Below are 24,587 nucleotides of genomic sequence, written 5' to 3'. Positions count from 1 at the left end.
TTACTTGGCAACAGGCACCTTCATGGACGCGACCCGATGAGCGATTCTCAACACACCCACACCCCCGAAGCTAAGCACGATCACAGCCACAAGCTGCAACCAGTGCAGAAGCATGCGCATGGCAACCACGGGGATTCCTGCTGTTCGGCTAAAGTGGCGGCGCCGTTGCTGATCAAGTTGAGCGAAACGCCGATCCTCGGCGCGCGCCTGAGCAGTTTCCGCATCGAGGCCATGGATTGCCCGACCGAGCAGACGCTTATCCAGAACAAACTCGGCAAACTGGCGGGTGTGCGGCAGCTGGAATTCAACCTGATCAACCGCGTGTTGGGCGTCACCCATGACCTGCCGAGCACCGCGCCGATCATCGACGCGATCAAGTCCCTCGGCATGCAGGCCGAGCCGATGGAGCAGGGCGCTGAACCACCAGCGCCGGTTCCAGAGAAAAAAACCTGGTGGCCCTTGGCGCTGTCCGGTATTGGCGCGCTGGCCGCCGAAGTGATCCACTTCACCAACGCTGCGCCGAACTGGGTTGTTGCGGTCATCGCGTTGATCTCGATCCTCAGCGGCGGCCTCAGTACCTATAAAAAAGGCTGGATCGCGCTTAAAAACTTAAACCTGAATATCAACGCGCTGATGAGCATTGCAGTGACCGGTGCGATCCTGATCGGGCAGTGGCCGGAAGCGGCGATGGTGATGTTCCTGTTTACCGTGGCAGAGCTGATCGAAGCCAAGTCGCTGGACCGGGCGCGCAACGCAATCAGCGGCCTGATGCAGATGGCGCCGGAGCAGGCCACGGTGTTGCAGGCCGATGGCAGTTGGATGGCGCAAAACGTTAAGTCCATCGAACTCGGTGCGCGGGTGCGGGTACGCCCCGGTGAGCGAATTGGTCTGGACGGTGAGGTGGTGTCGGGCAGTTCAACCATCGATCAGGCACCGATCACGGGTGAAAGCCTGCCGGTGGAGAAAACCGTTGGCGACAAGGTGTTCGCCGGCACCATCAATCAGGCCGGCTCCCTGGAATATGCCGTGACCGCTGAAGCGAACCATTCGACTCTGGCGCGGATCATTCACGCCGTCGAACAGGCTCAAGGCGCGCGGGCACCGACCCAGCGATTCGTTGACCAGTTTTCGAAAATCTATACGCCGGCCGTGTTCATCTTCGCCCTCGCGGTGGCGGTAATTCCTCCGCTGTTCATGGGCGCGTTGTGGTTCGACTGGATCTATCGCGCGCTGGTATTGCTGGTGGTCGCGTGCCCCTGTGCACTGGTGATTTCCACCCCGGTGACCATCGTCAGCGGCCTCGCGGCAGCGGCGCGCAAAGGCATCCTGGTCAAGGGCGGCGTTTATCTGGAAGGTGGTTACAAACTCGACTATCTGGCGCTGGACAAGACCGGCACGATTACCCACGGCAAGCCGGTGCAGACTGATTATCTGTCGCTTGATCCCACGGCCGATGCCTCGGCGCCGGCGATTGCCGCAGCGCTGGCCGGTCGTTCGGATCACCCGGTGTCGCTGGCCATCGCCAATGCGGTTGTAGATAAACAACACGCGCCACTGATTGTGGATAACTTCGAGGCGCTGGCCGGGCGCGGGGTGCGCGGTGACATCAACGGCCAGACCTATCACTTGGGCAACCATCGGCTGGTGGAAGAGCTGAACCTGTGCTCGCCTGAGTTGGAAGAGCAGCTGTTCGCGCTGGAAAAACAGGGTAAATCGGTAGTGCTGCTACTCGACCCATCCGGTCCATTGGCGCTGTTCGCCGTGGCCGACACGGTGAAAGAATCCAGCCGCGAAGCGATCCAGCAGCTACATGACTTGGGCATCAAAACCCTGATGCTGACCGGCGACAACGTCCACACCGCCCAGGCGATTGCCGCGCAGGTTGGCATCGATCAGGCCCAAGGGGATCTGCTGCCCACCGACAAACTGCAAGCCATCGAAGCACTTTATGCACAGGGCCATAACGTTGGCATGGTTGGCGACGGCATAAACGACGCCCCGGCGCTGGCCCGCGCCGAGATCGGTTTCGCCATGGCAGCCGCCGGCACCGATACCGCCATTGAGACCGCCGATGTCGCCCTGATGGACGACGATCTGCGCAAAATACCGGCGTTCATTCGCCTGTCGCGACAAACCTCGAGCATCCTCAAGCAGAACATCGCCCTGGCATTGGTCATCAAGGCGATCTTTCTTGGGGTAACCTTCGCCGGGCTCGCTACCATGTGGATGGCGGTGTTCGCTGACATGGGCGTAAGCCTGTTGGTGGTGTTCAATGGATTGCGCCTGTTGCGCAAATAGACGATGAGGGACGGTTGTGCTGAGTGCCGAGCTGAAGGCGTTTTACATGGTTGCCCGCCTGGGCAGCATCACCCTGGCAGCGAAAAAGCTCGGCTTGAGCCAACCCACGGTGACCACCCAGATTCGCAACCTGGAAAGTCAGTACTCGGTTGAATTGTTCTACCGTGGCGGCCGCCGCCTCAGTGTCAGCGATGAAGGCGCGCGGTTGCTGCCGATGGTCAAGGCGCTGATGCAGCAGGAAGCCGACATCGAGTTTTTCCTGCGTAACAGCGGGCAGGTCCAGGGCACCCTGCGCATCGCCGCTACGGCGCCGTATTACATTCTCGATCTGGTAAAGACTTTTCGCGAGCGTTTGCCGCAGGTGGAGGTGTCCGTGGAAATCGGCAACTCCCAGCAAGTGCTCGAAGCGCTGGAGGAATACCGGGTGGATGTCGCGGCGTCCTCGCAGTTGCTGGAGGATGCGCGGCTGATTCGGCGGGTGCTCGGCAGCGATCCGCTGGTGCTGGCGGTGCATCGCAATCATCCGCTGGCGGTTCACGATCACGTGCCGCTGGGCGCATTGGCCGGGCATACCTTGTTGATGCGCGAATCGGGTTCGACCACCCGGCGTCTGACCGAGGAATTGCTGGCCAGCGCCGGGGTGAGTTTCGGGCCTTTGTTGGAAATTGGCAGCCGTGAGTCGATCCGTGAGGCGGTATTGCGCAACATCGGCATCAGCATTATTGCCCGTCAGGAAGTGCCGCATGATCCGCAATTGCGGGTGCTGACCATCGAGAATGCGCCGCAGATTCCGGAGTACTTGTACTGCCTCAAAGAGAGAAAAAACGCCCGATTGCCGGCGGCGTTCTTGGGGTTGGCGCAGGAAATGTCTCCCGCGTAATGATCGTTCCCACGCTCCGCGTGGGAATGCATCCCGGGACGCTCTGCGTCCCAAGAGCCGAACGCGGAGCGTCCGTTGAGGCATTCCCACGCAGAGCGTGGGAACGATCGGCGGGCAACCCAAATCCTTGAATACCACTATCAGCAGTTTTTGCCTCACTGCCACATGACGGACGCATTACAACTCTAGGATGGCCCCATCTGCTAGATGAGGCCGTCCATGAACAACTCGATCGCAACTGCCCTGACCAACCCCGGCGCACCGATGAAGGTGCGCGGCGTACAGAAGCGCTTTGGCGCGTTTACCGCGCTGGACAACGTTTCCCTCGACGTGGCGGCCGGTGAACTGGTGTGCCTGTTGGGCCCGTCGGGCTGCGGCAAGACCACCTTGCTGCGGTGCATCGCCGGGCTGGAGAAGCAGGACAGCGGCGAGCTGTATCTGGGCGATCGCGACGTTTCCCACCTGGCGCCCCAGGCTCGGGACTACGGCATTCTGTTTCAATCCTACGCGTTGTTCCCCAATCTCACCGTCGAAGCGAACATTGCCTATGGCCTGGCCGGCAGTGGTCGCGACCAGGTGCGTCAGCGCGTCGCTCAGATGCTGGAACTGGTCGGCCTGACCGGCAGCGAAAAAAAGTACCCAGGCCAGTTGTCCGGTGGACAGCAGCAGCGTGTAGCGCTGGCCCGCGCCTTGGCTCCGGCACCTTCGTTGTTGCTGCTGGACGAACCGATGTCGGCCCTCGATGCCCGCGTCCGTGAGCATCTGTGCACCGAACTGCGCCAGCTGCAACGCAACCTCGGCATCACCACCCTGATGGTCACCCACAATCAGGACGAGGCCATGCTGATGGCCGACCGCATTGCCGTGATGAATAACGGCAGGGTCGAGCAGTACGCCACGCCGCAGGAAATCTACAACCGTCCGGCCACGCCGTTCGTGGCGGAGTTCGTCGGCCAGGGTAACTGGTTGCCGTTCAGCCGCAACAGCGACAGCCATGCCCAGGTCGGCGGGATGAACCTGCGCCTGGCCGACGGCAGCGCAAAAACCGCCTCGGGTCGTTTGTTCTGCCGCCCGGAAGCGATCAACGTCAATCCGCCGGTACATGAAGAAAACCTGTTCCCGGCCAAGGTTCGCGAAATCACCTTCCTCGGCAACCGCTGCCGGTTGAGCTTCGAGCTCGACCAGTTGCCTGGCCACGCACTGCTGGCCGAACTGGCACCCGAAGCCATGCCGCGCCTTGGCGCCCAGCAGATCATGGTCGCCTTGCCGCCGCGCAGCCTGCAGGTGTTTGCCTGATGAGCGCGAACATCGCGCTGCCGCTGCCGCACAAGCAGGTGCGGCAGATTTCCCGCGCCGAACTCGGCGACCGGCTGTTCGTGGTAGGCGGTAAAGTCCTCTTGTTGGTGCTGCTTGGCGTCGCGGTACTGATGCCGTTGCTGGCAATCTTCTGGCGAGGCTTCAGTTCCGAAGCCGGGCAGGGCGGAGGTTGGCTGGCCGCTCAAGAATTGATCAGCAGTGCCAATTTCCACTGGTTGCTAGGCAACAGTCTGAAAGTGTCCCTCAGCGTCGCCGCCATTGTCGTGCCACTGGCCTACCTGTTTGCCTACGCCCTGCAACGTACCCTGATTCCCGGCAAGGGCATCTGGCGGGGGATTTCGTTGTTGCCGCTGATGGCGCCTTCGATGCTGCCGGGGATTGCCCTGGTTTATCTGTTCGGCAACCAGGGCCTATTGCGCGGCTTGCTCTCGGACAATATCTACGGCTTCTGGGGCATCGTTCTGGGTGAGGTCATCTACACCTTCCCACACGCCTTGATGATTTTGCTGTCAGCGCTGTCCCTGGCGGATGCGCGCCTGTTCGATGCCGCCTCCAGCATGGGCGCCAGTCCCGCAAAAGCCTTTCGTAGCATCACCTGGCCGGCGACCCGTCAGGCGGTGTTCGCTGCGTTCTGCCTGGTGTTCACCCTGACCATCACTGACTTCGGCGTACCCGTAGTGGTCGGTGGCGACTATCAAGTGCTGGCGCTGGAAGCCTACAAGGCGGTGGTTGGCCAGCAACAGTTCGGTCGCGGCGCGTTGATCGGTATGGTGCTTTTGCTGCCGGCGCTGTTCAGCTTCGGGGTCGATGCCTGGTTGCGTCGACGTCATGGCGATTCCATGAGCGGTCGTGCGCAGGTATTCAAACCTGCGCCATCGACGCTGCGCGACGGCTGCTACCTGGCCGTGGTCCTGCTGATCTGCGCCGCATTGCTGCTGGTATTCGGCATGGCGGTGTTCTCGTCGCTGGTGAAGTTCTGGCCGTACAACCTGTCGCTGTCGCTCAACCACTACCAGTTCAACGACACCGCGGGTGGCGGCTGGCTGGCCTATGGCAACAGCGTGAAGATGGCGTTGTGCACGGCGCTGATCGGCAGCCTGTTGATCTTCACCGGCGCCTACCTGATGGAAAAAACCAGGGGCCAGCGGGGACTGAATCTGACCCTGCGCATGCTCAGCTTCGTACCGATGGCGGTGCCGGGTCTGGTGCTGGGCCTGGGTTACGTCTTCTTCTTCAACCTCACCGGCAACCCGCTGCATGTGCTCTACGGGACCATGACCCTGCTGGTGGTCTGCACCATTGCGCATTATTTGACCACCGCGCAAATGACCGCCACCACCGCGCTGCGCCAACTCGATGCCGAGTTCGAAGCCGCCGCACTGTCACTCAAGGCGCCACTGTATCGGCATTACCTGCGGGTCACCGTGCCGATTTGCCTGCCGGCGTTGCTGGACATCGTGCGCTACCTGTTCGTCTCGGCCATGACCACCGTCTCGGCAGCGATCTTCCTTTACAGCCCCGACACCATCCTCGCGGCGGTGGCAGTGCTGAACATGGACGACGCCGGCAACGTCGGCGGCGCGGCGGCGATGTCGACCCTGATTCTCTTCACCTCGGCGGGCGTCTCCCTGCTGCTGGCATGGGCCTCGCGTGGTTTGCTGCGCCGCTCGCAAGCCTGGCGGCAGACCGCGCCTGGTCACTGATACACACCCTCAACTCAACTACAGGAAAAGATCATGTTCAAGCCTATGGCCCTGGCCGCTGCTGTCCTCACCGCTTTCAGCCTGAACGCCTTTGCGGCGAAAACCGAGTTGACGGTGTACACCGCCCTCGAAGCCGAACAACTAAAGACCTACAAGCAAGCGTTCGAAAAGGCCAACCCGGACGTCGAGATCAAATGGGTGCGTGACTCCACCGGGATCATCACCGCCAAGTTGCTGGCCGAAAAAGAACGCCCGCAGGCTGACGCCGTTTGGGGCCTGGCCGCTTCGAGCCTGGCAATCCTCGACCAGCAAGGCATGCTGCAAAGCTACGCGCCGAAAGACCTCGGCAAGATCGGCGGTAACTACCGCGACGCCGCCAACCCGCCAGCCTGGGTCGGCATGGACGTGTGGGCCGCGACCATTTGTTTCAACACCGTCGAAGCCGAAAAGCAGGGCCTGACCAAACCTGTGAGCTGGCAAGACCTGACCAAGCCCGAGTACAAAGGCAAGATCGTCATGCCCAACCCGGCGTCGTCCGGCACCGGTTTCCTCGACGTCAGCGCTTGGTTGCAAACCTTTGGCGAGAAGCAGGGCTGGGCGTACATGGACGGCCTGCACCAGAACATTGGCCAGTACGTTCATTCCGGTTCCAAGCCATGCAAACTGGCGGCGGCCGGTGAGTTTCCGATCGGCATTTCCTTTGAATACCCGGCTGTCCAGCTCAAGCGCCAGGGTGCGCCTCTGGACATCATCCTGCCGAAGGAAGGCCTGGGCTGGGAGATCGAAGCCACGGCGGTGATCAAGGGCACTGCCCACGAGGAAGCCGCGAAGAAACTGGCTGACTTCTCGGCCAGTCCCGAGGCGATGGAGCTCTACAAAGAAAACTTCGCCGTTCTCGCGCAGCCGGGCATTGCCAAGCCGCAGACTGAATTGCCCGCCGACTACGAGCAGCGTTTGATCAAGAACGACTTCGCCTGGGCGTCGAAAAACCGTGACGAGATCCTGACTGAATGGCGCAAGCGCTATGACGGCAAGTCAGAGAAAGTGGCGGCCAAGTAAATCTTCGTAGACTGATAAGGCCTCATCGCGAGCAAGCGCGCTCCCACAGGTTTTGTGAACGCCACGGACCCTGTGGGAGCGAGCTTGCTCGCGATGGCGGCTTCGAATTCAGGACACCTCTTCATGACACACCACAACGACATGCTGATCGTCGGCGCCGGCATCCTGGGTTTGTCCCACGCGTATGCCGCCGCCAAACGCGGTCTCAAGGTCACGGTTTTCGAACGCAGCGCAACGCCCCTCGGCGCGTCGGTGCGTAACTTCGGCCAGGCGCTGGTCACCGGCCAACCGCCGGGACCTATGCTTGAGCTGGCCCGGGCCAGTCGCGAAATCTGGGGCGACTGGGCGCAACTGGCCGGCTTGCAACTCAAGCGCAATGGCTCGTACCTGTTCGCTCGCACCGAAGCAGAAGAACAGTTGCTGGAAGCCTTCTGCGCCGGTCGCGCCGTAGAACACGGCTATCGCGTCGACCTGCTGCGCGGCGCCCGGTTGGGTGATTTGTACAGCGGCCAATTTCGCCATCACCGCGCGGTGTTGCACGGCATGGACGACCAGCAGCTGTATTCACGCGAAGCGATTCCGGCGCTGATCGACTTCCTGCGGCGCGACCTGAACGTCGAGTTTCACTTCTCCACCCTGGTGCGCGACATCGAACCGGGCCGCCTGCACAGCACCTCCGGCTGTTTCAGTGCCGAGCAGATTATCCTCTGCTCCGGTCACGACTATCAGACGTTGCTGGCCGAGCAGATCGCCGAACTCGACCCGCAGATCTGTCGCCTGCAAATGCTCCGCGCCCGACCGCAGATCGACCTCAACCTGCAACACGCACTGCTCACCGGCTTGAGCTGCGTGCATTACGGCGCCTTCGCCGATTTGCCCGAAGCCGCAGCGGTGCAGGCCGAGATTCTGCGACACGCGCCGCACCTGCATGAAAACGGCATTCACTTGCTGATCAGCCCGACGCCCTATGGTGAATTGATCATTGGCGACTCTCACCATTACGGCAGTGATCCGTCGCCTTTCAACGCCGAGCAGGTGGACGACTGGATGATCGAACTGGCCGAGCAGACGCTGGGCTGCAAAGTGCAAGTGGTCGAACGCTGGCAGGGCGTCTATGGTTCACGGGGGCCGGGACCGTTTTCGTTCCTGCGTCCGGCAAAAGGACTCAGCGTGGCATTGATGCACACCGGCGTCGGCATGAGCGTCGGGCCGGCAATGGCCGAACGTAACGTCGCCACTGTATTGGGGGAAACCTGATGGAGAGTAACGAGCAAATGATCGCCGAGGTGTTCGGGTTGTACGAACGTTTCGGTGCCAGCGACTACATCGGTGAGCCGGTGTCGCAGATCGAGCACATGTCCCAGGCGGCGGAGCTGGCCATGGCCGAAGGCTTCGACGATGAAGTGGTGCTGGCGGCGTTCTTTCATGACATCGGGCATATCTGCGCTGAAAGTGCGGAGAACATGGGCGGCTTCGGCGTGGTCAGTCATGAGCGGCTCGGTGCCGACTACCTGCGCCGCGCAGGTTTCAGCGAGCGCATGGCGCGGCTGGTGGAATACCACGTTCAGGCAAAGCGTTACCTGACGCTCAAGGAGCCTGGATATTACGAGCGCTTGAGCGAAGCCAGCCGACGGACGCTGGAGTATCAGGGCGGCGTAATGACCGCTGAAGAGGCAGAAGCCTTTGAGCAGGATCCGTTGTGTGCCGTCAGTTTGCGGATGCGGCAGTGGGATGAGTTGGCTAAGGAAATGCGGGTGCCGGTGATGGATCTGGAGGTGTTGAAACGCAAGGCCGCGGGCGTCTTGTCCGGCTCCCTCAGAGAATAAAGAGACTTTTCCGACACGGCCCATGCACTGAGGACTGCATCGGGCAGTGTCCCTGAAAGAATAGCGTTGGGGTTCCTAATTTGTATGGAGCTCCACATGCGCTATTTACAGGTAACAGCCCAGGATCGTCTTCGTAACGGCAAGGCGGATACAGTGTTTTTGCACTTTCTGGAGCAGCCCGAAGTTGGGGCTGCGGCCATACTGAGCAATACGGCGTTCGCGCTCGACATCAACGGCGACGGCAAAGTCGACTTTAAAATGGGCGATGTGACAAACAACGGTAAGGAGAACACGGTAGACGAGCGGCTGCTGGAAAGTTTTGCCAATACCTACCTGAAACTGAACTGGTTCAATCGCGGCGCGATCTGGACGCGATACCTGAAAATTTACGCTGAAGATTTTTATGCCGATGGTACCCCGGACACGGTACGGCTACACCTTCACGAGGGTGGGCCGGCCGCGGACAAGCGCAGTCTGGTGTCCTGGCATGCGGCGTACGATCTGGACAACGACAGCAAGCTGGATTGGACCATCCACCACGATATCAATCGGAATGGGGTCATTGACAACGTGGATGATCGGTTGGTCCAGCGCTTGGCGGAGCTCTTCCTCAAGTTCCATTGGAAATGATTGCCTCAAATGCATTCATATCTGTTGCGCCAGCACCTCTATCTGCTCCTGCCGCTCCGCCTGATTCAACTTCGGATGCGGATTCAGCGATGACCACTGCGGATACGCCCGAGCCTTGTTCAGCGCCTCGGGCAGTTTGCCTTCGCGCCAGGTCTTGTCCTGAGGCATGGAGACTTGAATGCTGTCCATTGCCGCGTGGCCACGAGTATTCAATGCCTGGAGCAGCTGCCGTTGGCGCAACGCCAGCAACCTCAACACACTGTCATCGACCGTCAATTCCCGCTGACCTTTGATCTTGCCCAGCAGACGGCTGCCATAACTGCGCGCCGTTTGCAGCGCGCCGCCGACAATCGCGCCGGCCAGTGCCGCTGCGCCAAGGGTCAGGCCACCGACCAGCAGATCCACGCCGGCCCCGGCTGCCGCACCCGCGGCGATACCTCCTCCGACCCGAACGCCCAGTTGCTTGAGGGTCTGCGGATTGAACAGGTCATCGCCCCAACGGCCATCGAGCAGCGGCAGGTCACTGGCCGCCGCATCTTGCGGACGGAAGGCGTAGAGTTTGAGCAGCGCTTCGACGCAGCGCTGTTCCCGTTGGCGAATCGCTTTGCGCAATTCGCTGATCGCCTGCTGCTCCTGTTCCGCCTCGCTGACCACGCTGCGCCGATACGCCGCGCAATCGATCAATAATTCAGCAATCAGCCGCGCCGCGCTTTGCTGTCGGGCCAGGCGCTGGGCCTGTTGATCGGCGACCAGGCGCTCAAGCTGTGGGCGGGAGCTTTCGAGCAGCAGCGCAAGGCTTTCATAGAGCCGGCGCTCGCCGTCCTCCGGCGTCGCGACGCTATCGAATCGCACCAGCGCATGCAAACCCAGGCGCGCCAGTGCTTCACGCCACGCCGGCTCACGGTGGTTGGCGCTGCTGACGAAATTCAGCACCGGCAGCAGCGGTTTGCCGCAGTTGGCCAGCACTTCCAGCTCATCGCGATACTTGGCAAGGACCGGTTCCCGGGCGTCGATCACATAGAGCCCGGCGTCCGACGCCAGCAACTGGCGCAGGACCTTGGCTTCCTGTTCGAAGCGCTGCCGGGCTTCGCTGCCCTCAAGAAAGCGTGCCAGTCGTGCCGGGCCGTCCAGTCGTTCGCCGGGTCGCTCCAGGCGTTCGAGGTAGTCGAGCAGGGCGATGGCGTCTTCCAGTCCGGGCGTGTCGTAGAGATCAAGCAAAGGCTCGCCGTCCACCGACAACCGCGCGCCTTCGACATGCCGCGTGGTGCTGGGGCGGTGGGACACTTCGCCGAAACCGACATCGCGAGTCAGGGTGCGCAACAACGAGGTTTTGCCGACGTTGGTGTGGCCGACGACCGCGAGTTTCAGAGGCTGCTTCCTGGTGTCAGTCATGACCCGTCTCCAGCCAGTTCATCGGTGCGCAATCGGCGAACGGCAGTTCCAGCTGTTGCAGCGCAACGTGCCAATCACCGAGGCGTTCGGCGTCCAGCGCTTCACCGGGCGGCGCTTGCAGCAACCAGATGCGGGTGGCGCTGGCGCTGCGGGCCAGTTCGGCAATCAGCGCCAGGCTGCCGCGATCCGGCGAGCGCCGTGGATCGCAAGCGATCGCCAGGCGCGCAGGAGGAAAGCGGCTCAGTTGTTCGAGGAGTTTGTGTCGCGATTCGCGGCTGTCGAGGATGCCGGCGTTGCTGACGCTCTTCGGCAGTTGTGGCGGCCACGGGCGGTCGTCGTCCAGTTCGATGGCGACCAACAGTGCGCCATCGCTTTGCTGTTCACTGACGCCGCTTTCCGCGCGATGAAGTTGTGCCGGCGCGGCATCGCTGACGCCCAGGCGTTCACTGGTAGGCATCAGCCGTTCACGCAGTTGCGCATAACCAGGCAGGTTCAAGTCCAGGCTCAAGGCCGCCTGGCCGGTTTTCCAGCGCCACAGGCAAAACACTGCGAGCAGCAGGCGCGGTACGACGCCGTAAACCAGCAACACGCCCACCAGCCACGCCGCCCAGGCTTGGCGGGCGCTTTCGATGTTCAGTGCGGCGTCGCCACTGGCGCGGATCATCTCCTCGGTGGGCACGCTGAAGCCGAGCACGGCCGGTAGAGCACCCAGGGCCTGGGTCACGGCAATAAAGGTGTCGGCGCTGAGGATCGTGGTTTCCCAGACGAAGCCGTAGCGCCGGGTCGCCATCAACGTCAGCAGAATCACCAGCGCACTGAGCATCGCCAACAACCACAAGCCATTGACCAACACGCCGATGGCCCAGCGATTGAGTTTCCTGCGTTGCAGTAACAGCAGCAGGGCCGGTGCCAGCTGCGCGGCCTTGGCGTCCCGGGCGAGTTTTTCGCTTAGCCACAACCACAGGCGCCCGAGGCTGGCGCCGTGTTCACCGGCAAACACCAAGCCCAGGGCCCAGCTCAGCAGCAGGATCAGATTGAGCCCGAGTAGACTGCCCAGCGCCCAGAACACATTCACCGGGTGCAGGCCGTCGCCCATTGCGGCAAAGGCCAGGCCCGCGCCGCTGACCACGGCCAGCACCGCCAATACGATCAGCGCCAGTCGCGCCCCTTGCAGCCAGTGTTTGAGTGCATCGCTCAAGCCATCGCGTTCGGCCAGCCACAGGGCGCGGCGTTGAATGCGCGTCGGCAAATCGCCGCCGGCGCTGCGGGCCAGTCGGTTGGCTTCCAGATCCTCCAGGGGACCTGCGTGTTCTTCGCGCAGGCGGATGGTTTCTGTCAGCCAGAGATTATTCAGTTCAGTCACGCGGCATCCCGTCGCTCAATTGAACTGTGAGCATAACCGCTGTGGCGCTTATCGGCGAAAGCGCGGCTCTGGTATCCTCGCCGGCATGACTAAATCACTCCCCCTCAGCCTGATCGCAGCCCTCGGTGAAAACCGCGTGATCGGCGTCGACAACAGCATGCCCTGGCACCTGCCGGCGGACTTCAAATACTTCAAGGCCACCACCCTGGGCAAGCCGATCATCATGGGGCGCAAGACCTGGGATTCCCTCGGTCGCCCGTTGCCGGGCCGCTTGAACATCGTGGTCAGCCGTCAGGCGGATCTGGTGCTCGAAGGCGCGGAGGTTTATCCGTCGCTTGAGGCAGCCGTGGTTCGAGCTGAAGAATGGGCGAAGGAGCAGGGCGTCGATGAGCTGATGTTGATCGGCGGGGCGCAGTTGTATGCGCAGGGGTTGGCCCAGGCTGATCGACTGTATCTGACCCGTGTGGCCCTGAGCCCGGAAGGGGATGCGTGGTTTCCGGAGTTTGATCTGGGCCAGTGGAAGCTGGTGTCGAACACCGAAAATCCGGCTGTGGATGACAAGCCAGCGTACAACTTCGAAGTCTGGGAAAAAGCCTAAAAGCATCGCGGGCAAGCCTTGCTCCTACAGGTTTAATGTCGGTCGCAAATATTGCATACGACCTCAAACCCTGTAGGAGCAAGGCTTGCCCGCGATAGCGATCTATCAGGCGCCGATCAAGCCTGCGCCAACGCCGAATGCTCATCCGCATCCAACAATTCTTTATCCGTCTGCTGCATCACCTGGCTGGTAATCGCACCGGCCGTCATCGAACCACTCACGTTCAACGCCGTACGCCCCATATCAATCAGCGGCTCGACCGAAATCAGCAACGCCACCAGTGACACCGGCAAGCCCATCGCCGGCAACACGATCAACGCGGCAAACGTCGCGCCCCCGCCTACGCCAGCCACGCCCGCCGAACTCAAGGTCACAATCGCCACCAGTGTCGCGATCCACAGCGGGTCCAGCGGGTTGATGCCAACGGTCGGCGCCACCATCACTGCCAACATCGCCGGATACAGGCCGGCGCAGCCGTTCTGGCCAATGGTCGCGCCGAACGAGGCGGCGAAACTGGCGATGGATTGCGGGATGCCCAGGCGGCTGGTCTGCGCTTCGATGCTCAGCGGGATCGTTGCCGCGCTCGAACGGCTGGTGAAAGCAAACGTCAGTACCGGCCAGATCTTGCGGAAGAACCGCAGCGGGTTGATCCCCGCCGCCGACACCAGCACCCCATGCACCACGAACATCAGGCCCAGGCCGATGTAGGACACCACCACGAAACTGCCGAGCTTGATGATGTCTTGCAGGTTGGAGCCAGCGACCACTTTGGTCATCAGCGCCAGCACGCCGTACGGGGTCAGCTTCATCACCAGGCGCACCAGGCGCATCACCCAGGCTTGCAGGGTGTCGATGGCGTTGATCACTTTCTGACCTTTTTCCACGTCATCCTTCAGCAGCTGCAGCGCCGCAACCCCGAGGAACGCAGCAAAGATGACCACGCTGATGATCGACGTCGGCTTGGCCCGCGCCAGGTCGGCGAACGGGTTTTGCGGAATGAACGACAGCAGCAACTGCGGCACATTCAGGTCGGCGACCTTGCCGGCGTAGTCGCTCTGGATGGTTTGCAGGCGGGCCATTTCCTGGGTGCCGGCCACCAGGCCCTCGGCGGTCAGGCCGAACAGGTTGGTCAGGCCGATGCCGATCAATGCCGCGATGGCGGTGGTGAACAGCAGCGTGCCAATGGTCAGGAAGCTGATCTTGCCCAGCGACGAGGCGTTGTGCAGACGGGCCACGGCGCTGAGGATCGAGGCGAACACCAAAGGGATCACGATCATTTGCAGCAATTGCACATAACCGTTGCCCACCAGATCGAACCAGCCGATCGAAGCTTTCAGCACCGGGTTACCGGCACCGTAGACAGTGTGCAGCGCCACACCGAACGCCACGCCCAGCACCAGTGCGAGCAGGACTTTTTTCGCCAGGCTCCATGTAGAATGGCGTGTTTGTGCGAGACCAAAAAGTAGAGCGAGGAATACCAGCAGATTGAGGATCAGCGGCAGATTCATGAGAACTCCGAAGTGACTTGTGCCAGCCACCTTCCGGGGCAGCTGTGAACCGGCAAGCCTAACAGCTTGATTTTCAATGAATTAATATCAAAAACGTATGGCAACTGTCGTTTTTGGAATAAGCGCATGTCGCTCTCGGGGATGCAGCTGGCGCGATAGGTACGCTGGCGGTCGCTGACAGACGAGGACAGTCACACTTATTTGATAGCGTCGATCTCTTTCATTCAGGGAGAAACGCCGATGAAGTTCGCACCGAAATTTCTGGTTGCCGCACTTTGCCTGGGCCTCGCCGGCCAGGTACTCGCCACGGATCTGAAGCACTGGCCGGTCGATCAGGCCAAGGCCCTGGACGCGATGATCGCGACTAACGCCAATAAGGGTAACTACGCTGTGTTCGACATGGACAACACCAGTTACCGCTACGACCTCGAAGAGTCGTTGTTGCCATTCATGGAAAACAAAGGCCTGATCACCCGCGACAAACTTGACCCCTCCCTGAAACTGATGCCGTTCAAGGACACCGCCGACCATAAGGAAAGCCTGTTCAGCTACTACTACCGCCTCTGCGAACTCGACGACATGGTCTGCTACCCATGGGTCGCCCAGGTGTTCTCCGGATTCACGCTTCAGGAACTCAAAGGCTACGTCGACGAATTGATGGCTTCCGGCAAACCGGTGCCGGCGACTTATTACGAAGGCGACGTGGTCAAGAAACTCGACGTCAACCCGCCGAAAATCTTCACCGGCCAGCAAGAGCTCTACAACAAACTGATGGAGAACGGCATCGAGGTCTATGTAATGACCGCCGCCTCCGAAGAACTGGTGCGCATGGTCGCGGCCGATCCGAAGTACGGCTACAACGTCAAACCGCAGAACGTGATCGGCGTGTCGTTGCTGCTCAAGGACCAAAAGACCGGTGAACTGACCACCGCGCGCAAGCAGATCACCGCCGGCAAGTATGACGAGAAGGCCAACCTCGGCCTCGAACTGACCCCGTACCTGTGGACCCCGGCGACCTGGATGGCCGGCAAGCACGCGGCGATCCTGACCTACATCGATGAGTGGAAAAAACCGGTGCTCGTCGGCGGCGATACCCCGACCAGCGACGGTTACATGCTGTTCCACGGCGTCGACGTGGCCAAGGGCGGCATTCACCTGTGGGTCAACCGCAAGGACAAGTACATGACCCAGATCCAAGGCATGATGGCCAAGAACGCTGCGGCCCAGGCCAAGGAAGGGTTGCCGGTGACGGCGGACAAGAACTGGGTGATCGTCACACCGCAAGAGATTCAGTAAGGGTTTTGATTCACTGTAGGAGCGAGCTTGCTCGCGATGGTCGTTAACGATGACGCGTACTTTCTGATTTAACGCGGTGTCCTTGCGTTCATCGCGAGCAAGCTCGCTCCTACAGTCGTAGCCTGCACGTTCTTGCGTAAGGGACTACGACTACTTCAGAATCCGCCGACTTGTGCGCCTGTTTGGCGGGTTCTATCTTCTCCGCGTCGCTGCCCTTCAGCGATCGGGTTTGGTAGCCCGGATTTTCCAGGCGCATGACTACACCTTTGGCAGGTTTTTTGACTCTGCTTTTATGGTGGTCATGCGTAGGGCGCTTTCGAGCGCGCCGGCTCCCTGGACCGGTCTACCAACCTGCGTATGGCTGCCACCTTTCGTTTGGTAGCGAAGGTGATGGCTCCTTGTTTCCAGGAGAATCATCAATGCTGAAAATTACCCCCGATCCACCGGACACCGACAACCTGTCCGCCCAAATCAACGCCACCCCGCGCAAACCCAGTCGAACATTCTTGGTCGCCCCCGGCCTCGACACCGAAACCCTTTTAGCCCACGCCTGCGAATCCCTCGCCTCGGCCAATGTCATGGCCAGCGATTTCGCCGGACAGCTGGAAGGCTCACAACGCAGCACGATGCTGGGGATTGCCCAGGTCATCATGTTGGGCGAGCTGGCGGTGAATCAGGCTTTGGATAACCTCGACCCACAGGAATAGCGCGGGCAAAAAAATACCCCGCACCTGGCCGGGTTGATCGTTCCCACGCTCTGCGTGGGAATGCAGCCCGTGACGCTCCGCGTCACTGGACGCAGAGCGTCCCTTGAGGCATTACCACGCAGAGCGTGGGAACGATCAGATCAGAAGCAAAAAAATACCCCGCACTTGGCGGGGCATTTTTTGTTCAACGCTTAAGCCTTACAGCCCATCAAGCATCGCCTTGTTACGCACAGCACCCTTATCAGCACTGGTCGCCAGCAGGGCATACGCTTTCAACGCAGTGGTCACTTTACGTGGACGCACTTCCACCGGTTTCCAGCCCTTCTTGTCCTGCTCGACCCGGCGTGCCGCCAGTTCTTCATCGCTGACCAACAGGTTGATCGAGCGGTTCGGAATGTCGATCAGCACTTTGTCGCCATCCTGCACCAGGCCGATGGCGCCACCGGCAGCTGCTTCAGGCGAAGCGTGGCCGATGGACAGGCCCGAGGTGCCGCCGGAGAAGCGGCCGTCGGTGAGCAGGGCGCAGGCTTTGCCCAGGCCTTTGGATTTCAGGTAGGAAGTCGGGTAGAGCATTTCCTGCATGCCCGGGCCGCCTTTCGGGCCTTCGTAGCGAATGATGACGATGTCGCCTTCTTTCACTTCATCCGCGAGGATGCCACGCACGGCGCTGTCCTGGCTTTCGAAGATCTTGGCGTTGCCTTCGAACACGTGGATCGACTCATCGACGCCAGCGGTTTTCACCACGCAGCCGTCCAGCGCGATGTTGCCGTACAGCACGGCCAGGCCGCCTTCTTGCGAGTAGGCGTGCTCGACACTGCGGATGCAGCCGTTTTCACGGTCGTCGTCCAGGCTTTCCCAACGGGTCGACTGGCTGAACGCGGTTTGCGTCGGGATGCCCGCAGGACCTGCCTTGAAGAAGTGATGCACCGCTTCGTCGTCGGTCTGGGTGATATCCCACTTGGCGATGGCTTCTTCCATGCTGCGGCTGTGCACGGTCGGCAACTGCGTGTGCAGCAGGCCGCCACGGGCCAGCGAGCCGAGGATGCTGAAGATCCCGCCGGCACGGTGCACGTCTTCCATGTGGTACTTCTGGATGTTCGGCGCGACCTTGCACAGTTGCGGCACGTGACGGGACAGACGGTCGATGTCACGCAGGTCGAAATCGATCTCGGCTTCCTGGGCGGCGGCCAGCAAGTGCAGGATGGTGTTGGTGGAACCGCCCATGGCGATGTCCAGCGTCATGGCGTTTTCAAACGCCTTGAAATTGGCGATGTTGCGCGGCAGGACTGATTCGTCGTTGTCGGTGTAGTAACGCTTGCACAGCTCGACGATGGTGCGGCCGGCCTGCAGGAACAACTGCTCGCGGTCGCTGTGAGTGGCGAGGGTCGAACCGTTGCCCGGCAAGGTCAGGCCCAGGGCTTCGACCAGGCAGTTCATCGAGTTGGCGGTGAACATGCCGGAGCACGAACCGCAGGTCGGGCAGGCGCTACGCTCGTACTCGGCGACTTTCTCGTCAGAAGCGCTGGAGTCGGCGGCGATCACCATGGCGTCGACCAGGTCGAGACCGTGGCTGGCCAGTTTGGTCTTGCCGGCTTCCATCGGGCCGCCGGAAACGAAGATCACCGGGATGTTCAGGCGCAGGGACGCCATCAACATGCCAGGGGTGATCTTGTCGCAGTTGGAGATGCAGACGATGGCGTCGGCGCAGTGGGCATTGACCATGTACTCGACGGAGTCGGCGATGATCTCGCGGCTCGGCAGCGAATACAGCATGCCGTCGTGGCCCATGGCGATGCCGTCATCGACAGCGATGGTGTTGAATTCTTTTGCCACGCCGCCCGCGCGTTCGATTTCGCGGGCGACCAGTTGGCCCAGGTCCTTGAGGTGGACGTGGCCTGGTACGAACTGGGTAAAGGAGTTGGCAATGGCGATGATCGGCTTCTTGAAGTCGTCATCTTTCATCCCCGTTGCGCGCCACAATGCGCGGGCGCCGGCCATGTTGCGGCCATGGGTGGATGTTTTCGAGCGGTAATCAGGCATGAAGCACTCCGGGCGGCTAATCAGGTATCAAAAGGGAAGTGAGCTTCTATTGACGTCTGGAACACTCAGAAATGGCCGTGTGTCCGGAAGTTGCCGATAACTTTGCGGGATCGCCGCGCGCTTCAGCTTGAGCTCATAAACCCGCCGGGGATGACTGGCGATGAATGTCGCGATTCTACACGGCTGGCGGCAGGAGGGAATGCCGGTGAGCGTCGAGGTACCAGTTACGAGACGTGCGGAGGCCAACGCAATCCCCTGTAGGAGCGAGCTCGCTCGCGAAAAACCTGAGAGCGCCGCAGGGTGTCAGGCTGCCAGCGTCATCGTTGACGATCATCGCGAGCAAGCTCGCTCCTACATAAGGCAGAATCGCGCTGCATGATCAGTGCGTTCACCGCCAGACCTACCGCGCTGAGGGCCAGGAAACATGAGGCGAGGGCTGTGGTCAGGTCTGCGGACGCCAGATTGATCACCACGCTGATAACGCCGCCGCACATGAAGATCATCACGCCGCCGACCGAGGAGGACGTGCCGGCATCCTGCGGGTGGACGGTCATGGCCTTGGAGTTGGAGATTGGTCGAGCAATGGTGGTGCCGGCTGTACAAATGAGCATCGGTATCAGCACGGCTGTAGCAGTGAGCCCGAACTGGCTGGCCAGCCACAGCATGACCAGCCCCGACAGGGCGATCAGCCCCAGGCCGACGATAATCTGCGTATTGGCCTGCAGTCGCCGATGCAGCGCGCTGGCGACAATGCCGCCAATCACATAAGCCACGCCGTACAGCAACAATGCCCAGGCAAATTCGTAGGGTGAGAGTGCCAGTCGCTCCATGAAAATGATCGGCGAAATGACGATGAAGGAAAAATGGCAGGCAAAGGCCAGGCCGGAAATAAGCCAATAACCCATGAAGCGTAGATCGGAACACAGCCGCCAATAGGCACTGAAAAAGCCACAGGGCGACGCACGATTGCGCGGAGTTTCCTTGAGCAAGACGCCAGCCTTTATCCAGACGATGACCGCCAAGCCGATAAAGACATAGAAGCTGCCCTCCCATCCCAGATGTAATTGCAGCCAGGTCCCGAGCAGCGGCGATATGGAAATGAACACCCCGCCGCCGGTTGTCATCCAGATCCTGATTCGCTCCTGTTCCCGACCGACAAACAAATCCTGAATCAGCGCTTGCGACAGCACAAAGGATCCGCAACCCACTGCCTGGATGACGCGAAACACCAGAAACCAGCTGTATTCGCTGGAAAGCAGGCAGCCGGTTGCGCCGAGCGTCGAGATGGAGATCCCGGTCAGCAACAGGTTCTTGCGCCCCCACACATCCGACAGCGGTCCGACCAGCACCACCGATAGCGCCAGGCCAATGGCGAACAGGCTGACAGAAAGGGCAATGTCGGACGCTGAGGTCCGGAAGTAGTCAGAGAGCGCGGGAAAGGACGGGAGCACCACGTCGAGAGGGAAAACACCCAGTAGCGTCATGGTCATCAATAGCAGGATGAGCGACGATTTTTTCGCGGTGTGCGGGGAAGGGCTCATCAATAACGCGCTCGATCCGTGAGGGGTCGAGAGTCGACTTGATGAAAAGGGAAGTCAATGCATAAGGCGTAGGACAGTTCTGAATCTACTGTAGGGGCGAGCTTGCTCGCGAAAAACCCGAGAGCACCGCGGGGTGCCAGGCTTCCCGCGCCATCGTTGATGACCATCGCGAGCAATCGACCGTCGACCGGCTGCTCCTACAAGGACGGTGTATTAGAGCCAGATGGCATCCCATAACGGGTAGTCACCAACGTGAGCTACAAGTCCGGCGCGCAAAGGGTTGGCTATAATGTATCGGGCTGCAGCTTTCAGATCTTCTTCGCGACGCAGGGCTCGGTCGAAGTAGCCTTTTTGCCATAGCGTTTCATTGCAACCTCTCTGCTGGTTGATGGCGCGGGCACTTCTGGATTTGGCCGCTTGCATCAGCTTTGGCAGATCACCGTTATGCAATTCAACCATCCAGTGAAAGTGATCCGGCATGACTACCCATGCTATAGACGTTGCGTTGCCGGTTTCCTGAGCTCTTTTAAATTCGTTCACTACCAGGCGGCCAACGTACACATCATGGAAGATTGGTTTTCGTTCATGGGTGACTGCGGTCAGGAGATAGATGCGACCGGATTCCGAGCGGCGGCCGGTGCGTAAACGATGGGCTTGCGGGGTGTTGGACATTCCGTTGTCCTCTTCGGTGGCTGGAAGAGAAACGGTAGGTGTGAGACGGGAGGTTGTCGCTTCGGCTGTGGATCAGAATATGTCTAGCACCCTGTAGGAGCGAGCTCTGCTCGCGATGAACCTGAGAACGACGCGGGGCGCCAGGCTTCCCGCGTTATCGTTGACGTCCATCGCGAGCAGAGCTCGCTCCTACAGTGGTTTGTTGTTAGCTATTAGGCAACAACCGGCAAGTAATGCTCTTGATGTAACGCGTCTCGGCAATCGCCGGATGCACCGGATGATCTGGCCCCTGGCCGCCACGTTCCAGTATCTGGATATTGCGGTCCAGGTGGCGGGCGCTGGTCAGCAGGATGTTCTGCAGGTCGTCTTCCGGCAGGTGCATCGAGCACGATGCGCTGACCAGGATGCCGTCCTTGGTGAGCAGGCGCATGGCTTGTTCGTTCAGGCGGCGGTAGGCGCCTTCGCCGTTTTTCATGTCTTTCTTGCGTTTGATGAACGCCGGCGGGTCGGCCACGATCACGTCGAAACGCTCTTCGCTGGCTTTCAGCTCTTTCAAGGCATCGAAGACGTCGCCTTCGAGGCAGGTCATTTTCTCGGCGAAACCGTTCAGCGCGGCGTTGCGCTCGACACCGTCGAGGGCGAAGGCCGATGCGTCGACGCAGAACACTTCACTGGCGCCGAACGCGGCCGCTTGCACACCCCAGCCGCCGATGTAGCTGTACAGGTCGAGCACGCGTTTGCCCTTGGCGTATGGCGCCAGGCGTGCGCGGTTCATGCGGTGGTCGTAGAACCAGCCGGTTTTCTGGCCCTGGATGACCGGCGCTTCGAATTTCACGCCGTTCTCTTCCAGTGCGACCCACTCCGGTACCAGGCCGAAGACGGTTTCGACGTAGCGAGTGAGGCCTTCGGCATCACGGGCGGCGGAGTCGTTCTTGAACAGGATGCCGCTTGGCTTGAGCACTTGGGTCAGTGCCGCGATGACGTCGTCTTTATGGGCTTCCATGGTCGCCGAGGCGATCTGCACCACCAGAATGTCGCCGAAACGGTCGACCACCAGGCCTGGCAGCAGGTCGGAGTCGCCGTAGACCAGGCGATAGAATGGCTTGTCGAACAGGCGCTCGCGCAGCGACAGGGCGACGTTCAGGCGATGCACCAGCAGCGACTTGTCGAGTGGCAACTTGATATCGCGCGACAGCAGGCGGGCGCAGATCAGGTTGTTCGGGCTCATGGCGACGATGCCCAGCGGCTTGCCGCCGGCGGCTTCGAGGATCGCCTGGTCACCGGCCTTGAAGCCGTGCAACGGGGTGGCGGCTACATCGATTTCGTTGCTGTAGACCCACAGGTGGCCGTTTCGCAGGCGACGGTCGGCGTTGGCTTTGAGGCGCAGGCTAGGCAGGGACATGACGTCGCTCCGGAAAAAAGAGCGGGAGTATACCGTGTTGCACAATGCCACGGCGCGGTGGATGGACATGCGGTGAGTCAGGCCGGGATCAGATGAAACTTCAATCGGTGCACCGCCCAAGGTGTCGGATCCAATTTAGAAAAGTTAGAATCTGCGCCTGACCCAGAGTGTGTACTTATGTCCCAAGAGCTTACCGCCGAACAAATCCAGCAATCCCTGCAAGGCATCAGTGTGCCCGCCCAACCGCAAATCATGGTGGATCTGCAGATGGAGCAGTACATGCCCGACCCGGATCTGGACGTGATCGCGAAGCTGATTTCCCAGGACCCGGGCCTCTCTGGCTCCCTGCTGAAAATCGTCAACTCACCGTATTACGGCCTGAGCAACAAGATCGCATCGATCCAGCGCGCAGTGAATCTGCTGGGCAGCCGCTCGATCATCAATCTGATCAATGCGCAGTCGATCAAGGGCGAGATGAACGATGACACCATCGTCACCTTGAACCGGTTCTGGGACACCGCCCAGGACGTGGCGATGACCTGCCTGACCCTGGCCAAGCGCATTGGCGCCCAGGCCGGCGATGAAGCCTATGCCCTGGGCCTGTTCCACGACTGTGGCGTGCCGCTGATGCTGCAGCGGTTCCCCAACTACATGAGCGTACTGGAACAGGCCTATGCCAACGCCGGTTCCGATTGTCGGGTGGTGGACACCGAGAACCAGGCGTTCAACACCAACCACGCAGTGGTCGGGTACTACACGGCCAAGTCCTGGCGCCTGCCGGATCACGTGTCTGCCGCGATCGCCAATCATCACAATGCCCTGGCGATATTCAGCGACGAGTCGTCACGCAACAGCGCCCTGAAAAACCTGTTGGCGATCCTGAAAATGGCCGAGCACATTTGTGCGTCCTACCGGGTGCTGGGCAACCAGGCCGAAGACCACGAGTGGAACAGCATCGGGCATTTGGTGCTCGATTACGTTGGCCTCTCGGATTACGATTTCGAAACCCTCAAGCAGACGATTCGCGACCTCGGCACTCACCGCTGAGTAGCGAACCTCTTCTCACCGAGCGCCTGATTCGAGAGCACCATGCCTGAACTGCCAGAAGTCGAAACCACCCGCCGCGGGATTGCGCCGTACCTGGAAGGCCAGCGCGTCAGCCGGGTGATCGTGCGTGATCGCCGCCTGCGCTGGCCGATCCCTGAAGACCTGGATGTGCGCTTGTCCGGGCAGCGCATCGTGCTGGTGGAGCGGCGCGCCAAGTACCTGTTGATCAATGCCGAGGTCGGCACCTTGATCAGCCATTTGGGAATGTCGGGGAATTTGCGCCTGGTGGAAGCCGGCCTGCCAGCGGCCAAGCATGAGCATGTGGATATCGAACTGGAATCGGGCCTGGCCTTGCGCTACACCGACCCGCGGCGGTTCGGTGCGATGCTGTGGAGCCTAGATCCGCTGAATCATGAGCTGTTGATTCGCCTGGGGCCGGAGCCGCTGACCGACCTGTTCGACGGCGAGCGGCTGTTCCAGCAGTCTCGCGGGCGCTCGATGGCGGTCAAGCCGTTCATCATGGACAACGCGGTGGTGGTCGGCGTCGGCAATATCTATGCGACCGAAGCCCTGTTCGCCGCCGGTATCGACCCGCGTCGCGAAGCCAAGAGCATTTCCCGGGCGCGGTATCTGAAGCTGGCGATCGAGATCAAACGCATCCTGGCGGCCGCCATCGAGCGCGGCGGCACCACGCTGCGCGACTTTATCGGCGGGGACGGGCAGCCGGGCTACTTCCAGCAGGAGCTGTTCGTGTATGGCCGTGGTGCCGAGCACTGCAAGGTCTGTGGTACGCCATTGCGCGAAGTGAAACTGGGGCAGCGCGCCAGCGTCTTTTGCCCGCGCTGTCAGAGCTGAAAAGCCGACGGTCTCCTACATTGGATCTACGTCGTTCACAAATCCCCTGTGGGAGCGAGCTTGCTCGCGATGGCGGCGGAACAGGCAACGCAGGGCTTACGCCTTCCCGGTAATCTTCCGGTACTTCTCCATCAACTGCTCTTCGGTCTCTGGATGGGCTTCGTCCAGAGGGATACAGTCCACCGGGCAGACCTGCTGGCACTGCGGTTCGTCGTAGTGGCCGACGCACTGGGTGCACAGGTTCGGGTCGATCACGTAGATTTCTTCGCCCTGGGAAATGGCGGCGTTGGGGCACTCGGGTTCGCAGACGTCGCAGTTGATGCAATCGTCGGTGATGATCAGGGACATGCTAACTCCAGCCGGGGCGGCAGGCCCGGGCGCAATAAATCAATGCGCGTAATTGTGCCGCATTGGCGTCCGCATTGCACCCGGGGGCGATCAAGAGCAGGCAGG

The 24,587-nt window shown here is 60.8% G+C and carries 21 protein-coding genes and 1 pseudogene; 13 read left to right on the top strand and 9 right to left on the bottom strand.

Translation table 11 applies throughout. The features are described from left to right. Positions 1–36 precede the first annotated feature (36 nt). The 8 genes from ACA058_RS29395 to ACA058_RS29360 all read left to right on the top strand — a co-directional run bounded on the left by ACA058_RS29395 (position 37) and on the right by ACA058_RS29360 (position 9,713). Positions 37–2,298: a heavy metal translocating P-type ATPase gene (locus tag ACA058_RS29395; RefSeq protein WP_497637033.1), complete on the top strand. Its 2,262-nt coding sequence runs from the start codon at positions 37–39 to the stop codon at positions 2,296–2,298. A 16-nt stretch (positions 2,299–2,314) separates the two neighbouring features. Next, positions 2,315–3,178, top strand: coding sequence for a LysR family transcriptional regulator (locus ACA058_RS29390; RefSeq protein WP_497637032.1), 864 nt, complete (start codon positions 2,315–2,317; stop codon positions 3,176–3,178). A 219-nt stretch (positions 3,179–3,397) separates the two neighbouring features. Next, the gene (locus ACA058_RS29385; RefSeq protein WP_497637031.1) at positions 3,398–4,474 is read left to right on the top strand and encodes a putative 2-aminoethylphosphonate ABC transporter ATP-binding protein; all 1,077 of its coding nucleotides are present in this window, start codon (positions 3,398–3,400) and stop codon (positions 4,472–4,474) included. Further along, a complete protein-coding gene (locus ACA058_RS29380; RefSeq protein ID WP_497637030.1) occupies positions 4,474–6,198 on the top strand; it encodes a putative 2-aminoethylphosphonate ABC transporter permease subunit in 1,725 nt (574 codons plus the stop codon). Before ACA058_RS29385 ends, ACA058_RS29380 begins: the two co-directional genes overlap by 1 nt. A gap of 33 nt (positions 6,199–6,231) precedes the next feature. Then, positions 6,232–7,257, top strand: coding sequence for a putative 2-aminoethylphosphonate ABC transporter substrate-binding protein (locus tag ACA058_RS29375; protein WP_497637029.1), 1,026 nt, complete (start codon positions 6,232–6,234; stop codon positions 7,255–7,257). A gap of 123 nt (positions 7,258–7,380) precedes the next feature. Further along, the gene (locus tag ACA058_RS29370) at positions 7,381–8,514 is read left to right on the top strand and encodes a TIGR03364 family FAD-dependent oxidoreductase (RefSeq protein ID WP_497637028.1); all 1,134 of its coding nucleotides are present in this window, start codon (positions 7,381–7,383) and stop codon (positions 8,512–8,514) included. After that, positions 8,514–9,083, top strand: a complete 570-nt coding sequence (locus tag ACA058_RS29365; RefSeq protein WP_497637027.1) for a phosphonate degradation HD-domain oxygenase — start codon at positions 8,514–8,516, stop codon at positions 9,081–9,083. The genes ACA058_RS29370 and ACA058_RS29365 overlap by 1 nt, the downstream gene beginning before the upstream one ends. 96 nt (positions 9,084–9,179) lie before the next feature. Then, a complete protein-coding gene (locus ACA058_RS29360) occupies positions 9,180–9,713 on the top strand; it encodes a hypothetical protein (protein WP_497637026.1) in 534 nt (177 codons plus the stop codon). 15 nt (positions 9,714–9,728) lie between these two features. Here ACA058_RS29360 and ACA058_RS29355 read toward each other — a convergent pair whose 3' ends face one another. Beyond that, positions 9,729–11,105: a GTPase/DUF3482 domain-containing protein gene (locus ACA058_RS29355; protein ID WP_497637025.1), complete on the bottom strand. Its 1,377-nt coding sequence runs from the start codon at positions 11,103–11,105 to the stop codon at positions 9,729–9,731. Further along, complete coding sequence (locus tag ACA058_RS29350) at positions 11,098–12,468, bottom strand: DUF2868 domain-containing protein (protein WP_497637024.1); 1,371 nt, start codon at positions 12,466–12,468, stop codon at positions 11,098–11,100. Before ACA058_RS29350 ends, ACA058_RS29355 begins: the two co-directional genes overlap by 8 nt. A gap of 85 nt (positions 12,469–12,553) precedes the next feature. On the opposite strand from ACA058_RS29350, the gene ACA058_RS29345 reads away from it, so the two are divergent. After that, the gene (locus ACA058_RS29345) at positions 12,554–13,066 is read left to right on the top strand and encodes a dihydrofolate reductase (RefSeq protein ID WP_497637023.1); all 513 of its coding nucleotides are present in this window, start codon (positions 12,554–12,556) and stop codon (positions 13,064–13,066) included. A 116-nt stretch (positions 13,067–13,182) separates the two neighbouring features. Here ACA058_RS29345 and ACA058_RS29340 read toward each other — a convergent pair whose 3' ends face one another. Beyond that, the gene (locus tag ACA058_RS29340) at positions 13,183–14,574 is read right to left on the bottom strand and encodes an L-cystine transporter (RefSeq protein WP_497637022.1); all 1,392 of its coding nucleotides are present in this window, start codon (positions 14,572–14,574) and stop codon (positions 13,183–13,185) included. A 240-nt stretch (positions 14,575–14,814) separates the two neighbouring features. Between ACA058_RS29340 and ACA058_RS29335 the strand changes: the two genes are divergently transcribed. Next, on the top strand, positions 14,815–15,870 hold the full coding sequence (locus tag ACA058_RS29335) for an HAD family hydrolase (protein WP_497637021.1): 1,056 nt from the start codon (positions 14,815–14,817) through the stop codon (positions 15,868–15,870). Between the two features lie 419 nt (positions 15,871–16,289). Further along, positions 16,290–16,577 carry a DUF6124 family protein gene (locus ACA058_RS29330; RefSeq protein WP_497637020.1) on the top strand — a complete coding sequence of 96 codons (288 nt, stop codon included), beginning with the start codon at positions 16,290–16,292 and terminating at the stop codon, positions 16,575–16,577. Between the two features lie 198 nt (positions 16,578–16,775). Here the strand turns inward: ACA058_RS29330 and ilvD are convergent, their stop codons facing one another. The 5 genes and pseudogenes from ilvD to ACA058_RS29305 all read right to left on the bottom strand — a co-directional run bounded on the left by ilvD (position 16,776) and on the right by ACA058_RS29305 (position 22,232). After that, a complete protein-coding gene (gene ilvD, locus ACA058_RS29325; protein WP_497637019.1) occupies positions 16,776–18,617 on the bottom strand; it encodes a dihydroxy-acid dehydratase in 1,842 nt (613 codons plus the stop codon). Between the two features lie 244 nt (positions 18,618–18,861). Then, a pseudogene (locus ACA058_RS29320) lies at positions 18,862–18,951 on the bottom strand (outer membrane lipoprotein carrier protein LolA); the annotation flags it as partial. After that, positions 18,935–20,158 carry an MFS transporter gene (locus ACA058_RS29315; RefSeq protein WP_497637018.1) on the bottom strand — a complete coding sequence of 408 codons (1,224 nt, stop codon included), beginning with the start codon at positions 20,156–20,158 and terminating at the stop codon, positions 18,935–18,937. The gene ACA058_RS29315 and the pseudogene ACA058_RS29320, both read right to left, overlap by 17 nt. A gap of 213 nt (positions 20,159–20,371) precedes the next feature. Continuing rightward, entirely contained in the window at positions 20,372–20,830 is a 459-nt protein-coding gene (locus ACA058_RS29310; protein WP_497637017.1) for an REP-associated tyrosine transposase, read from the bottom strand. A 205-nt stretch (positions 20,831–21,035) separates the two neighbouring features. Continuing rightward, complete coding sequence (locus tag ACA058_RS29305; protein ID WP_497637016.1) at positions 21,036–22,232, bottom strand: class I SAM-dependent rRNA methyltransferase; 1,197 nt, start codon at positions 22,230–22,232, stop codon at positions 21,036–21,038. A gap of 231 nt (positions 22,233–22,463) precedes the next feature. On the opposite strand from ACA058_RS29305, the gene ACA058_RS29300 reads away from it, so the two are divergent. Both ACA058_RS29300 and mutM read left to right on the top strand, forming a co-directional pair. After that, entirely contained in the window at positions 22,464–23,279 is an 816-nt protein-coding gene (locus ACA058_RS29300; RefSeq protein ID WP_497640024.1) for an HDOD domain-containing protein, read from the top strand. Positions 23,280–23,321: 42 nt separating this feature from the next. Then, positions 23,322–24,134 carry a bifunctional DNA-formamidopyrimidine glycosylase/DNA-(apurinic or apyrimidinic site) lyase gene (gene mutM / locus ACA058_RS29295; protein WP_497637015.1) on the top strand — a complete coding sequence of 271 codons (813 nt, stop codon included), beginning with the start codon at positions 23,322–23,324 and terminating at the stop codon, positions 24,132–24,134. A gap of 96 nt (positions 24,135–24,230) precedes the next feature. Here the strand turns inward: mutM and ACA058_RS29290 are convergent, their stop codons facing one another. Then, entirely contained in the window at positions 24,231–24,482 is a 252-nt protein-coding gene (locus tag ACA058_RS29290) for a YfhL family 4Fe-4S dicluster ferredoxin (protein ID WP_003195146.1), read from the bottom strand. Positions 24,483–24,587: the final 105 nt, after the last annotated feature.

The organism is Pseudomonas sp. LBUM1649 (assembly GCF_059716155.1).
The sequence above is the reverse complement of the archived record's forward strand: the minus strand, read 5'-3'. Positions and strand labels throughout refer to the sequence as shown.